Genomic DNA, 12,729 nt, shown 5'->3' on the forward strand with positions numbered 1-12,729 from the left:
TCTTTATCCATAATTTCAAGGTAATTCCATGGGGACTTCCATCAAAAGAATCTCGGAATCCTCAAGAGCTTCAAGCGTAAAACTACCGATATCCCAAATTCCATAACCGTCACGCTCGTTCAACGTTTGGGTCGAAACTTTGGCTTTGCCTCTAATCACAAATAGATATACTCCGTTACCTTTCTTCTTTACGTCATATTCTTTCGTAACCCCCTTGTCAAAATTGGCGAGGTGAAACCATGCATCCTGATGTATCCATACACCGTCGCCGTCCGGATTCGGAGAAACAATTTGCTGAAAATCGTTGGGTTTGGCTAAATCGGCAATACGGACCTGATCGTAACGCGGCTTGACGCCTTTCTCTCTCGGGAACACCCAGATTTGCAGGAATTCTACCGGCTGATCCTGACGGGCATTAAATTCACTGTGCGTAATCCCTGTTCCAGCCGACATAACCTGCACGTCTCCCTGACGGATAATGCTTCCGTTGCCCATACTGTCGCGATGTTCGAGCTCACCCTCGAGCGGCAAGGATATTATTTCCATATCGTTGTGCGGGTGCGTACCGAAACCTTTTCCCTTATCCACGAAATCATCATTGATTACCCGCAAAACACCAAAATGCATTCTGTCGCGATTGTAATAATTGGCAAAACTGAATGTATGATTACTTTTGAGCCATCCGTGATCGGCAAAGCCGCGGCTACCTGCAGCATGATAAATTGTTTTCATTTTTTCTTTTTTGTGATTTTTAAAATATTCTCCATGCAAAGATAACCGCTCTTTTTATAGTGTGCATTGATGTATGTTAAGAAAAGACTTCAGGCTTAGCGTGGGCGATAGTTTCGCTCTGCCAGCTCTCCCCTCACCCGGCTCAAACTTTCAGGAGTAATGCCCAGATAGGCAGCAATCATCCTTGCTCTTCAGCCGAAGCACCTAGCAGTTGGGTTACCCGCGTTTGCAGGTTTCTCCTTCACGTAAAGCAAACTCGCCTTTCCTAAGTGTGAGCGTTTTACAACTTTCCGGCAACAAACTGATAGCCTGCTCGTCAATATCTATATTCGATTCGAGAATGTTCTCCGCACCGCGTCCAATATTATTTTGCCCCCGTCAATTAAAAATTTATCTCCTGCTCCCGCTCATGGCAATCATGATGTAATACAGAAGAGTTGCCAGCGAACTTAATGCAGCCACAACATAAGTATACCCGGCCCACCGTAAAGCATCGGTGGCCTGCGAGTGGTTGCTTACATCGGTAACACCGGCGCTGCTTAGCCACCTTAACGCCCTGTTGGTCGCATTTTTTTCTACGGGAAGCGTCACAAAACTAAACAGGGTTGTCAAGGCAAACAAGCCGATCCCCATCCACAACAATGCCGGGAAGGTAGATACTGTTACAATTCCAAGCAACAATATCCACGTAACCCACCTTGAAGAAGCGCTGACAACGGGTACCAAAGCCGAACGCATTTTCAGAGGGGCATACCCTTTGGCGTGCTGCAAGGCGTGACCTGTTTCATGAGCAGCCACTGCAGCTGCAGCGATACTGTTGCTCCCGTAAACCGGTTCGCTCAGGTTGATGGTTTTATTGGTGGGGTTATAGTGATCGGTAAGCTGACCGCGTACCGAAATGACCTGGACATCGTATATGCCGTTGTCGTGAAGCATTTTTTCTGCCACGTCACGACCCGTCATTCCGTTTCTCAGGGGAATTCTTGAATATTTTTTAACCCGGCTCTGGAGCATAGCTTGTACACCAAAGCCAGCTACAGCAATTAAAATTAATAGAAACCAAACTGCACTCATGCGATTCTTTTTTTATTTAGTTTTTTTGTTAAACGTAAAACAGCTATAAAATGTTTTCTACGAATTAGACCTGTTTGTTTTTCACTCCACCGTTCCTTTCAGCATGGGTACAAACCGAAAGAAGCCTTCACCGGTAGTCGTGTAGGCCGTTTCACCGGTTTTTCCAACCACCACCATCTCCTGCAATTTTTCTCCTATCGGCACTACCATCCTTCCTCCTGTCACAAGTTGTCCCAGCAGTTCTTCCGGAATCTTGGGTGCCCCACAGGTAATTAATATCCCGTTGAAAGGAGCCCATCGAGGCAACCCGGTCTGCAGGGCTACGGTAGTAATCTGAGAAATAGTTTGTCCCGATGCAATAGGTAACGGCTCATCCAAGTAAGCCAGATCGGATGTTTTTATCCCCTGATGATTGTCTGAGCTCTGTTCGGCCCTACAGAAACAATAGCAACAGGCACACCCAGCTCTTCTTCCAAAAACGAAAGATAAGCGTTAAATTCTTCGGGAAACTCGTCTTCCGACTGCATGTTCGTCATATCGGTCTTCCAACCCGCCAGTTCTACGAAAACAGGTTCAATGTTTCCTGTAATGTCGAAAGGCAAGTCTTCGGTTTCTTGTCCGTTGATGTTGTATGCCACGCACACCTTGATGGTTTCGAAAGTATCCAGCACATCACTTTTCATCATCACCAGCTTGGTCACCCCATTGAGCATTATCGCATAGCGGAGTGCTACCAGGTCAATCCATCCGCAACGACGTGGACGTCCGGTAACGGAACCGTATTCACGACCTAGATCACGCATCTGCTGTCCGTCTTTATCGAACAGTTCTGTAGGGAAAGGGCCACTTCCCACCCGGGTGCAGTATGCCTTAAAAATCCCGAACACTTCGCCAATTTTTCGCGGAGCCACACCCAATCCGGTACAGGCGCCGGCGCAAATAGTGTTGGATGAAGTAACAAACGGATAGGAACCAAAATCAATATCAAGCATAGATCCTTGCGCACCTTCAGCAAGCACTCCCTTTCCCGATGTGAGTGACTTGTTGATAAAATGTTCCGAATCGATAACCTGGAATGATTTCAATTTCTCAACTCCGGCAAACCATTCGGTTTCAATCTTTTCCAAGTCGTACTCAAAATCGTATTGCGCCAGCATCTCTATGTGTCTTGCCGTAGCTTTTTTGTATTTCTCTTCGAAATTATTGAATAAATCTCCTACCCTCAAGCCGTTCCGACTTATTTTATCGGTGTATGTCGGCCCGATTCCCTTGCCGGTCGTCCCTATTTTTGAATCTCCTTTAGCCTGTTCCATAGCCTCGTCTAACAACCGATGGGTAGGCAGAATTAAATGAGCTTTCTTGGAAACATACAGCCGCTCGGTCAACGCATGCCCCGATGCTTCCAACGCTTCTACTTCAGCCTTGAACAGAGCCGGGTCCAGCACAACCCCATTTCCGATAATGTTGATTTTCCCGGGTTGAAAAATTCCCGAGGGAATCGATCTCAGTACATATTTCTGATTTTCAAACTCCAACGTATGACCGGCATTTGGCCCGCCCTGAAAACGAGCCACAATATCGTAATTGGGCGTTAATACATCTACAACTTTTCCTTTTCCTTCATCGCCCCACTGAAGGCCTAAAATTACATCAACTTTCATATTATTCTTTAGATTATAAGACTCAAAACTTATAGACAATAGACTTTACTTTAGATTATTTTTTGAACGAGAGAATCATTATTTGTAATTTCACAAGTTTATCGACACTCTCATGCATCAATTCAGTATCAATATATTCCAGATTTCGAGCAATAATAATTGCCGCTTCAAGCTCATAAGAAAAGCCAATCGCCATTTCCAAAAACTCGAAAAATCTTTGGTCCTGTACTTCGAAGAACCTTCTGCAATATTTAAGGGAATTGATAAGACAGGACATTGTGTAACGAAATCCATTGCTTTCTGCCGTATAATTAACTTCCTGAAATTATGCGCAATTCTTATTCTAAATATCTTTTAGTCTACAAGTCTGAATATCTTTATTATTTTTTTTCCTTATTCAGTTTTCTCAACGCAATTTTCTTGGCGTGACTGCACTTACTACAAATCCCGTAAATATACATACTGTAATAGCTTACGGTAAATTTTTTAATTTTTCTTTGCTGTGCCGGAGTAAACAGGTTGCCGTTCTTGGATTCCCAAACTTCCCCACAGCTGGTACAGATAATGTGATCGTGATTCTCGTTGCCGTAAGCACGCTCGTACTTTGAAATATTTCCTCCAAACTGATGTTTCACCACCAGTCCACAGTCAAGCAGCAGTTCAATGGTATTGTAGAGGGTGGCACGGCTAACGCGGAAATTCACGTCTACCATGGATTTGTATAATGAATCCATGTCGAAATGTCCTTTCGTGTTGTAAATATGATCGAGTATGGCAAATCTCTCCGGAGTTTTACGATGCTTACGATCAGAGAGATACTGCATGAACTCGTCTTTCACCTGTTTTCTCAATTTTTGACTGCTATCCATACTACAAAAATATTTCTTTTTTCAATCGCTTGAAGTTATTTTTTTGATATTTTTTTAAAGATACACATTTAAATTCATTTCACCGTTTCGGAATGAACAAAAAATGCCGGATAACAGATTTTGCTCTCGTTATGATATGAATCTGAAACCGTTACAAAATAATAATAGCCTTTTTCATCCACGGAAGCAGCATACTCAAAAAAAGGATTTCTCAATCCCGTGGCAAGGATATTTTCAGCTTTGTTTACATCAAAATCCTCCGATTCACTCCTGTAAACATTGTAAGTGACACGAGCTCCGGCATCACCGGTTTTCCAATTCAACTGAAGTCTTCCGTCAACATTTTCGGCTGTTAAGTCCTGCGGCGCTTCGGGAACTTCATCCGAGAGCCATGTCATCGCAGGCAGTTTTGCCGGATAACGGTAGTAGTGGTCAAGGGTATTCAAAATCCCTTTGGTGTTCGAAAGCACATTATCGGCTCTGAAGTATGCCTGTCCGGCCGATTCATTCTTTCTTGTGTAATCCATCTGGTTCTCGATATCCTGCCGGCTCCATCCCAGTTCTATCATCTGATAAGTCCCCAATCCCGGTACGATGATACGCCTGTTCCCGTTCTCCAGCCAATCGTCAACGAACGGATAAAAAAGATGGTCTTTGTAGTACATCATCGGATAAAGGGCATCGTGTTTGCCAATCTTCAGCCACATGGCGGCATCCTGAAAAACAGTTTCCAGAGCCGTCCATCCAGCCCCGGTATTTCCCAACGCCCTGTACCGTCCCAGCGGAGCACTGCTGACCTGCACCCATTTTTTTTGACTTTTCACCCAGTCGTAAGCTTTGGTCACAAACCGGGTAATGTTATCCCTACGCCATTGTTGCAACGTTTTCCCCTTACCGTAGAGCCTGTACATACCGGCATCAGGAAACTTACCTGTGTTGTCCGGATACCGGATATAATCAAAATGAATTCCGTCAATATCGTAATTCGAAACGATCTCCTTGACGATGGACAAGAGATAGTCGTCTGTTTTGGGATTACCCGGATCAAGAAACCATTCGCCACGGTATTTCCTGGTTATGGATGGATTCTTCTTTGTTATCGATCTTGCGCCCAAACTTCTCACGTGCTTGTCTAATCCCAACGGATAAGTTACCATCCAGGCGTGCAGCTCCATACCGCGCTTATGGCACTCTTCTATGGCAAAAGCCAGCGGATCGAATTGAGGTTTCCCGTGAGCGGATGGTACAACGACCGATGCCATCGGCTCAATTTTTGAATCATAAAACATTTCTCCCCTGGCCCGGACCTGAAACAGGACTGTATTGAAATTGTGTTTTTGCAAATTATCGAGGATAACGACAAGCTCTCTTTTTTGCATCTCCTGACTGATTTTATTCCTTGGCCAGTCAAGCCCGTAATTTGTTGTCAACCAAACCGCCCGAACTTCAGAAGCAGGGGGGTTAACAGAAAAAACTCCCATCGCAACAGACAGAAAAACGATGAGAAGCAGACATGTTTTATTCATTAATTATAACCGTTCTAAACTTAACGACACAAATTTAAAACAAAAATAGAGTGTCTACGTACATTTTTTGAATGTTAACATTTTGAACCGGCAAAACCAATCAGTTCCACGCAGCGACCGGACTCCAATACTTGACTATGCGTGACCGCCATACGAAAATCAGTTGACGTTCCTTTTTACGAAACTTTATCTTAATATTATTGCGAAACTTAATAATTAATTCTACTTTTGTGAAAATATAGTATTCGTAAACAAATTAACAAACTAACAATAAAACCTATGAATCCACTGCTTTTTAATTTAAACGGATGGGAAATTCCCATTATTATTTTGGTTGTCCTGATTCTTTTTGGTGGAAAGAAAATCCCTGAATTTATGAAAGGGCTCGGAAAAGGCATCAACAGTTTCAAGAAGGGACTGAACGATATTGAAGAAGATATCAAAGCCGATCCGGCCGACAAAAAAACATCAACTCCTAGCAATCAGTAACCTGATTTACCCGTTTTTGTAAAAATCGTCCGTTCTCGGGATTAATCCGCGTTTTTGTGGGTTTTTTCCGAGATTAAATTCTATAATCTGTTGGTTGCATGAAAGAGAAAGAAATGTCCTTTTGGGACCATCTCGAGGAATTCCGCTGGACGTTGATTCGGATTATCGGCGCAGTGCTTATCTTGGCTATTGCTGGATTTATCCTTATTCCACGTATTTTCGACTCGGTAATTCTTGCACCCCGATCTTCCGACTTTATCACCTATCGTTTCTTTGAAAAAGCCGGAGAGTACCTACCTTTCCTTCCTGATTTTTCTGCTGACTCTTTTAATGTCGAATTGTTGAATATCAACATGACCACGCAGTTTATGACCTATATTTCCACCTCCCTGGCATTTGCTGTCCTGTTGACTATACCTTATATTCTGTTTGAACTCTGGCGCTTTATCAGCCCGGCCCTGTACGAAAACGAGACCAAAGGGGTAAAGATGGCTTTCGGGTTCGGTGGAGTAATGTTCGTGATCGGTTGCCTGGTTGGCTATTTTATGGTTTTCCCCTTGATCTTCCGATTTCTCATTACTTTTCAACTAAGCGATGCAATCCAAAACACCATTTCGCTGGATTCCTACATGAGTAATTTCTACACCCTTATCCTCATTATGGGCGTGGTGTTCGAGTTGCCACTTGTTTTCTGGCTCTTATCCAGTCTCGGACTCATTTACCGATCTTTCTTCCGCAAGTACCGCAAACACGCAGTGGTAGGTTCTATGGTGCTGGCAGCCATAATTACCCCCTCGGGCGATCCATTTTCGCTCATTGTGGTTACCATACCGCTTTACATGCTTTGGGAGATAAGTGCATTTGTGGTAAAAAAAGACCCGCCCGAAGAAATAGAAGAGAACCTGCCGGCAGTCGTTGACTAATTATCGGTTCACAATTACTTTTCCAAACGGAGAAAACGCCAGTTTCATTAGTTTGAAATGCTGGTTTCCGAAAGGAATACCGATGATGGTGATGTAAAACAACAGGCCAAAAAACAGGTGCGTGAGCACGATGGGCAAGCCGCCGATAAAGAACCAGATTATATTCATAACAAGCGCCAGGCACCCCGAAGTTGTGTGGTTTTGTACCGCTTTTTTATCAAACGGCAACAAGGCCATCTCTGCCAGTTTCAGCGATTGCAAGCCGAAAGGAATACCTATTATTGTAACCATCAGGCCAACACTGGCTATAACGTATTCGACGGCAATGAATATACCTCCGAAAACAATCCAGATCACATTTCCCAGTGTCCTCATCGTACGGCGATTGCTTCAATTTCCACCATGCAATTTTTGGGCAGACCTTTGGCAGCTATGGCCGAACGGGCAGGGAAATCCCCATCGAACTGCGAAGCGTAAACCTCGTTCATCTCGGAAAAGTAAGCCATGTCGCCCAGAAAGACGGTAATTTTCACAATGTTTTCAGTTGTAAGTCCGGCTTCATCCAAAATAGCCCGGATGTTTTTGAAACATTGAGCTGCTTGCTCTTTCACTCCTCCGGGGACCAGCTCTCCGGTCAGCGGATTAATAGGGATCTGTCCGGAAATAAAAATTATTCCGTTCACCTCAATTGCCTGGTTGTAAGGACCAATTGCCGCGGGAGCACGTTTTGTTGAAATTATTTTTTTCATTTTTAAATAGTTTAATAGTGGACAGTTAAGACCGCCCTTTGTCTTATCACCTCATAAATCATTACACCCGCTGCCACCGAAACATTGAGCGATTGAATGCTACCAAACTGTGGAACCTTTACCAACTCATCACATATGCGTAGGATTTCGGGAGAAACACCTTCGTCTTCCGATCCCATTAAAATGGCTACAGGTACGGACATGTCTGCTTCGGTATAGTTTTTTGCCGCTTTTTCGGTGGCGGCAACTACTTTTATTCCACTGTCTTTCAGGAACACAACGGCTTCTTTCAGGCTATTTTCCCGACATACCGGAATGATGTGTAATGCTCCGGCCGACGTCTTTATGGCATCGGCATTTACCGACACACTTCCGCGCGCCGGAATCACTATGGCATCTACGCCTGCAACTTCGCATGTACGGGCAATGGCCCCAAAGTTACGCACATCGGTAATTCCATCAAGCACGATAATAAGCGGGTTTTTCCCCTGCTCGTACAGAAACGGGACAATCTGGTCCAATTTCTGGTAGGTAACTGCCGAAGTAAAGGCAATAACACCCTGATGATTTTTACGGGTGATCCTGTCGATCCGCTCCAGCGGGACTTTCTGCATCGGGATTTCGTACCGGCGCAACACCTCTTGCAGTTCTTTGAAAAGTTCACCCGACAGTTCGCGCTTAACAAGTACTTTGTCAATATCTTTTCCGGCTTCCGCCGCTTCAATCACGGCACGGATGCCGAAAATCATCTCTTTTTCTTTCATTTTTTGGGTTGACAAGTTGACGGTAGTTCTAATTATGAATTATGAATTGTGAATTGTGATTTGTGATTTGTCCTTCTCTCAGCATCACCTTGGCATTTTCTACAGCCTGAGCAGTAACTTCCGCACCGCTAAGCATCCGGGCTATTTCCGAAATCCTATCGTTTTGCGGCAACAGGCGCATATAGGTTGCCGTAGTCTCAGCACTATCCTCTTTGTAAACGTTGTAATGCCTTGTTCCTTTGGCTGCTATTTGCGGCAAATGGGTGATGGCGATTACCTGCATGTCGTGTGCCATCTCGCGCATGATCGTGCCCATTTTATCGGCAATCTCACCCGAAGTACCCGTGTCAATTTCATCAAAAATAACCGTTGGCAGTGCTGTTGCTCCGGCAATCATCGATTTCAGGCAAAGCATCAGTCGAGAGATTTCTCCGCCGGATGCAATCTGGGAAACAGGCAGCAACGGTGTGTTTTTATTGGCGGAGAAAAGAAAGCCGACAGCATCTTTTCCGTTAGAATCGGGATTGTTTTTGGTGGTAATATCGCATGTGAACCTCGCGTTAGGCATTCCCAGATAAACAAGCATGTCCGTGAGCTGCTCCTCTACCGGCTGCGTAGCCGATTTTCTCTTTTCGCTCAAAGCCCTGGCTTTTTGCAACATCAGCTGTTGTTTTTCAAATACCTCTTTTTCAAGTTGCTCTATTTGTTCGTCCAGCGACAGGATGTCTTGCAGCTTTTCATCCAGCTGCCTCTGTATCTCCTGCAGTTCCTCAACCGATTTCACCGAATGCCTCTTCTGTAAATCGTATATCACGCTTAACCGCTCCTCCACCTGTTGTTGCCGTTCGGCATTGAAATCTGTTTCTTCGAAATGCTTCCCGGCTTCAATCCGGACCTCTTTTAAATCGATATAAGCCGACTCCACCCGCTGCTCCAATTCGGCTGCTTTCGGAAAAACATGCCGGATACTTTTCAACGCATCGGTTACCGATTTTAATTTTTGCTCTACAGCGTCACCTTCACCCGAGAATGTATCTACTACTGCAAAAAGCGAAGCTTTAATCTCCTCGGCATGCGTTATGGTTTCCAGTTCGGCTTCCAGTTCTTCCTGCTCTCCCGCCTGTAGTTTTGCACCGGCCAATGTGTCGAACTGGAATTGAAAATAATTTTCCTCTTCCTTGTTTTTCTGCGATTGCTCCTGCAGTTCGAGCAGCAGTTTCCTGCTCGCCTGATATTCCTTGAAAGCTTTTTGGTACGCCTCTTTCTCCGTTTTTGTACGGGCAAGAATATCCAATACGTTTAACTGAAAAAAGTTATCGTTTAACGACAGGTTCTGATGCTGTGAATGGATATCTATCAATCTATCGCCCAGTCCCTTCAGGTCATTCAGGTAAACAGGGGAGTCGTTCACAAAAGCCCGCGACTTCCCGGTCGTCCAGATTTCGCGGCGCAGGATGCATTCATCGGGATTATATTCCCAATCCCGCTCTTCAAAAAAATCTTGCAAACCATACCTTGAAAGATCGAAAATACCTTCGATGGTACATTTCTGCTCGTTTTGCTTGATATGACGATTATCGGCACGTTGTCCCAAAATCAGCGAAAGTGCACCCAATATAATGGATTTTCCGGCACCGGTTTCTCCGGTGATGACTGAAAAACCCTTATCAAAATCGATCTGGAGCGAGTCTATCAGCGCATAATTTTGTATTGCAAGCGATTTCAGCATAATTTTCCTAACGGTTTGTTCGTTGTAATCTTTCCAAAACGGCTGTCTGCGTCGGGTAAATATTCCGGAGCATTTCATATGCCGCTCGCTTTTCCTGCTCCGGAGCGCCAGTAAAGACGTTTACCAGTTCGTCCAGTTTGGCATTGCCGAAAAGGGTTACCAAAACAGAGTTGGGCAGACGGGCGTATAGCGAAGCGATTACAGGCAGCGAAGTTACAACTTTTTGACGACCTTTTTCACTGTTTACCGCCATTTCATCCAATCCTGCCCGGTGGTAATCGTGCCACATCCGGCGGTAATCTTCAAATACGGGTTCGTTGAAAGCAACGGCAATGGCATACTTGTTCCGCTCACCTCCAAACGCTTCCCATCCGCTCCAGTTATTGGGTTGAACGTTGCTGGCCAGGGTTTGCATCCGACGGAAACAATCCGTTCCTCCCAGAGGCGACATCGAATCATAATCGAGTCCGAGAATAAGGTAGGCATAAAAGGCAATGGTCGCAACCAGGTTGTTGGAAATGTTGTCGGGATTGAACTCTAACGGCTGATATTCCGTGTAATCGAACAAAAAGGAAGGTTCACGATAATTCAGCAACGGCGTATTGCATGATGCACCGGAAACGGGTCTTCTTGCTTGAACCTGCAATTCTCCTCTAAACGACGTGGGAGACGGCATCTCATTGATGATGAGGGCAAACGAGCAATCGATCTTTTCATGCGCCGGGGAATTCACGTCCGTCCATTTCCCATCGTTTATAAATATCCTCAATTGCTCTTCGAGAGTGTTGAACAACTGCCGGTTGCCCTGTATTCGGGCACTGTTGACAGAGACAGTAGCATTGAGATTCTGCGCCGTAGTACAAACAACAGCTCCCAACAAGAAAATAACGGAAAATACGGCATTCTTCATAACTTATGCCTGACGGTGGTTTCTTATATTGAAATTATTTCAATTACAACGAACGGTAAAACTGCAATTCGTTTCGCAAATTATCGACCTCGGCCTGAAGTGATTTCACCCTAACAAGCATATGATACAACGCCTCAATCCCTTCCACATTAATATCCATATCATTATGCCAGCGGACAAACTGTTCCAGTTCTTCCAGCTCGTCGTATTCCACAAACCGGGTGTCGCCGGAATCCGACAGGCGAATTAACCCCAGTTCGCCCAGCGAATCGAGGAACGATTCTTTCACTTCATAAATACGGATGCACTCGCTGTATAAAATTCTTTTTTCGTTCATCGTTGGTTCAGTTTAGATAATTCGACAAACAATTCCTGTTCCTTTGACGAGAGGTTTTGAGGTACCTCCACTTTCATTGTCACGATAAGGTCGCCAAACTGATCATCCTTTTTATATACCGGAAACCCTTTGCCTTTCAGACGAACTTTCGTTCCTGGCTGTGTGCCGGGCTTTACCTTCATTTTCACCTGTCCGTCAAGCGTATTCACCTTCACTTCTCCACCGAGAACAGCCGTGTACAACCCAACATGAACCGATGTGTACAGATCGTTGCCGAGCCGTTTGAATTCCGGATCATCTTCAATAGCGAACGTAATGTATAAATCCCCGTTAGGGCCGCCGTTTATTCCCGGCTGACCGTATCCGGCAAGCTTTATCTTTTGTCCATCTGCAGCTCCGGCAGGAATAGTTATGCGGATGTTTCTCCCGTCAAGGTTAAGCGTTTGCTTATGGGTATACATGGCCTGGCGGAGCGATAACCTCAATTCTGCCTGATAATCCCCTCCTTTGTACTTTCTGTTCGCATGTCTGGTTTCCCTTTGTGTGAAACCACTTCCAAACATCGAATGAAAAAACTCGGAAAAATCGGTGTCCGAAAAATCACCTTCGGTGTAGAAAGTTTGTCCAGCCTGTTGTCCGCTCCATTGACGCTGTTGCTGTTGATATTGCTGTTGCGCTTTTTCGTACTCCTCGCCGTGTTTCCAGTTTTCTCCGTATTTATCGTATTTAGTACGTTTTTCGGGGTCGCTCAGCACTTCGTTGGCCTCGTTGAGCTGCTGGAATTTTCTGTGCGCTTCCTTATCGTTTGGATTCAAATCCGGATGCAGCTTGCGCGCCTTTTGCCGGTACGCTTTTTTAATGTCGTCGGCCGACGCATTTTTACCCACACCCAAAATATTGTAGTAATCGATATATGCCATTTTTAAAACTATTATAATACAAATATAGTAAAAAATGCGCCTCTAT

General features: G+C 44.7%; 16 protein-coding genes. 2 read left to right on the plus strand and 14 right to left on the minus strand.

Annotated elements, in window-relative coordinates:
• Positions 1–15: 15 nt before the first annotated feature.
• From KCV26_01390 to KCV26_01420, 7 genes are all read right to left on the minus strand, one after another.
• On the minus strand, positions 16–732 hold the full coding sequence (locus KCV26_01390) for a pirin family protein (GenBank protein ID WZX37074.1): 717 nt from the start codon (positions 730–732) through the stop codon (positions 16–18).
• 390 nt (positions 733–1,122) lie between these two features.
• Positions 1,123–1,806, minus strand: coding sequence for a zinc metallopeptidase (locus KCV26_01395; GenBank protein WZX37075.1), 684 nt, complete (start codon positions 1,804–1,806; stop codon positions 1,123–1,125).
• 81 nt (positions 1,807–1,887) lie between these two features.
• Positions 1,888–2,184 carry a hypothetical protein gene (locus KCV26_01400; protein WZX37076.1) on the minus strand — a complete coding sequence of 99 codons (297 nt, stop codon included), beginning with the start codon at positions 2,182–2,184 and terminating at the stop codon, positions 1,888–1,890.
• Between the two features lie 20 nt (positions 2,185–2,204).
• Positions 2,205–3,467: an adenylosuccinate synthase gene (locus KCV26_01405; GenBank protein ID WZX37077.1), complete on the minus strand. Its 1,263-nt coding sequence runs from the start codon at positions 3,465–3,467 to the stop codon at positions 2,205–2,207.
• Between the two features lie 117 nt (positions 3,468–3,584).
• A complete protein-coding gene (locus tag KCV26_01410; GenBank protein WZX37078.1) occupies positions 3,585–3,761 on the minus strand; it encodes a four helix bundle protein in 177 nt (58 codons plus the stop codon).
• An 86-nt stretch (positions 3,762–3,847) separates the two neighbouring features.
• Positions 3,848–4,336, minus strand: a complete 489-nt coding sequence (locus KCV26_01415; protein WZX37079.1) for a transcriptional repressor — start codon at positions 4,334–4,336, stop codon at positions 3,848–3,850.
• Between the two features lie 74 nt (positions 4,337–4,410).
• Complete coding sequence (locus KCV26_01420) at positions 4,411–5,862, minus strand: family 10 glycosylhydrolase (GenBank protein ID WZX37080.1); 1,452 nt, start codon at positions 5,860–5,862, stop codon at positions 4,411–4,413.
• A gap of 279 nt (positions 5,863–6,141) precedes the next feature.
• On the opposite strand from KCV26_01420, the gene KCV26_01425 reads away from it, so the two are divergent.
• Both KCV26_01425 and tatC read left to right on the plus strand, forming a co-directional pair.
• Positions 6,142–6,351 carry a twin-arginine translocase TatA/TatE family subunit gene (locus tag KCV26_01425; protein ID WZX37081.1) on the plus strand — a complete coding sequence of 70 codons (210 nt, stop codon included), beginning with the start codon at positions 6,142–6,144 and terminating at the stop codon, positions 6,349–6,351.
• A gap of 98 nt (positions 6,352–6,449) precedes the next feature.
• Entirely contained in the window at positions 6,450–7,274 is an 825-nt protein-coding gene (gene tatC / locus KCV26_01430; GenBank protein ID WZX37082.1) for a twin-arginine translocase subunit TatC, read from the plus strand.
• On the opposite strand, the gene KCV26_01435 is transcribed toward tatC, so the two are convergent.
• The 7 genes from KCV26_01435 to KCV26_01465 are packed head-to-tail and all read right to left on the minus strand — an operon-like array spanning position 7,275 to position 12,683.
• On the minus strand, positions 7,275–7,649 hold the full coding sequence (locus tag KCV26_01435) for a YccF domain-containing protein (GenBank protein ID WZX37083.1): 375 nt from the start codon (positions 7,647–7,649) through the stop codon (positions 7,275–7,277). It lies immediately after the preceding gene.
• Positions 7,646–8,023, minus strand: coding sequence for a RidA family protein (locus tag KCV26_01440; GenBank protein ID WZX37084.1), 378 nt, complete (start codon positions 8,021–8,023; stop codon positions 7,646–7,648). The genes KCV26_01435 and KCV26_01440 overlap by 4 nt, the downstream gene beginning before the upstream one ends.
• Before the next feature lie 11 nt (positions 8,024–8,034).
• Positions 8,035–8,787 (minus strand): 23S rRNA (guanosine(2251)-2'-O)-methyltransferase RlmB, encoded by a 753-nt coding sequence (gene rlmB / locus KCV26_01445; protein ID WZX37085.1) that lies wholly within the window; start codon positions 8,785–8,787, stop codon positions 8,035–8,037.
• Between the two features lie 28 nt (positions 8,788–8,815).
• Positions 8,816–10,516 (minus strand): DNA repair protein RecN, encoded by a 1,701-nt coding sequence (gene recN / locus KCV26_01450; protein WZX37086.1) that lies wholly within the window; start codon positions 10,514–10,516, stop codon positions 8,816–8,818.
• 7 nt (positions 10,517–10,523) lie between these two features.
• The gene (locus KCV26_01455) at positions 10,524–11,426 is read right to left on the minus strand and encodes a DUF4835 family protein (protein ID WZX37087.1); all 903 of its coding nucleotides are present in this window, start codon (positions 11,424–11,426) and stop codon (positions 10,524–10,526) included.
• A 43-nt stretch (positions 11,427–11,469) separates the two neighbouring features.
• Entirely contained in the window at positions 11,470–11,763 is a 294-nt protein-coding gene (locus tag KCV26_01460) for a hypothetical protein (protein WZX37088.1), read from the minus strand.
• Positions 11,760–12,683, minus strand: a complete 924-nt coding sequence (locus KCV26_01465; GenBank protein ID WZX37089.1) for a J domain-containing protein — start codon at positions 12,681–12,683, stop codon at positions 11,760–11,762. Before KCV26_01465 ends, KCV26_01460 begins: the two co-directional genes overlap by 4 nt.
• Positions 12,684–12,729 lie beyond the last annotated feature (46 nt).

The organism is Petrimonas sulfuriphila (genome assembly GCA_038561985.1).
GTDB classification, from domain to species: Bacteria; Bacteroidota; Bacteroidia; order Bacteroidales; family Dysgonomonadaceae; genus Petrimonas; species Petrimonas sulfuriphila.

Coding starts and splice junctions, on each gene's coding strand:
- KCV26_01420 (WZX37080.1), bottom strand. CDS start 5,862: ATGAATAAAACATGTCTGCTTCTCATCGTTTTTCTGTCTGTTGCGATG.
- KCV26_01455 (WZX37087.1), bottom strand. CDS start 11,426: ATGAAGAATGCCGTATTTTCCGTTATTTTCTTGTTGGGAGCTGTTGTT.
- KCV26_01465 (WZX37089.1), bottom strand. CDS start 12,683: ATGGCATATATCGATTACTACAATATTTTGGGTGTGGGTAAAAATGCG.
- rlmB (WZX37085.1), bottom strand. CDS start 8,787: ATGAAAGAAAAAGAGATGATTTTCGGCATCCGTGCCGTGATTGAAGCG.
- KCV26_01425 (WZX37081.1), top strand. CDS start 6,142: ATGAATCCACTGCTTTTTAATTTAAACGGATGGGAAATTCCCATTATT.
- KCV26_01440 (WZX37084.1), bottom strand. CDS start 8,023: ATGAAAAAAATAATTTCAACAAAACGTGCTCCCGCGGCAATTGGTCCT.
- KCV26_01405 (WZX37077.1), bottom strand. CDS start 3,467: ATGAAAGTTGATGTAATTTTAGGCCTTCAGTGGGGCGATGAAGGAAAA.
- KCV26_01410 (WZX37078.1), bottom strand. CDS start 3,761: ATGGATTTCGTTACACAATGTCCTGTCTTATCAATTCCCTTAAATATT.
- KCV26_01460 (WZX37088.1), bottom strand. CDS start 11,763: ATGAACGAAAAAAGAATTTTATACAGCGAGTGCATCCGTATTTATGAA.
- recN (WZX37086.1), bottom strand. CDS start 10,516: ATGCTGAAATCGCTTGCAATACAAAATTATGCGCTGATAGACTCGCTC.
- tatC (WZX37082.1), top strand. CDS start 6,450: ATGAAAGAGAAAGAAATGTCCTTTTGGGACCATCTCGAGGAATTCCGC.
- KCV26_01390 (WZX37074.1), bottom strand. CDS start 732: ATGAAAACAATTTATCATGCTGCAGGTAGCCGCGGCTTTGCCGATCAC.
- KCV26_01395 (WZX37075.1), bottom strand. CDS start 1,806: ATGAGTGCAGTTTGGTTTCTATTAATTTTAATTGCTGTAGCTGGCTTT.
- KCV26_01435 (WZX37083.1), bottom strand. CDS start 7,649: ATGAGGACACTGGGAAATGTGATCTGGATTGTTTTCGGAGGTATATTC.
- KCV26_01415 (WZX37079.1), bottom strand. CDS start 4,336: ATGGATAGCAGTCAAAAATTGAGAAAACAGGTGAAAGACGAGTTCATG.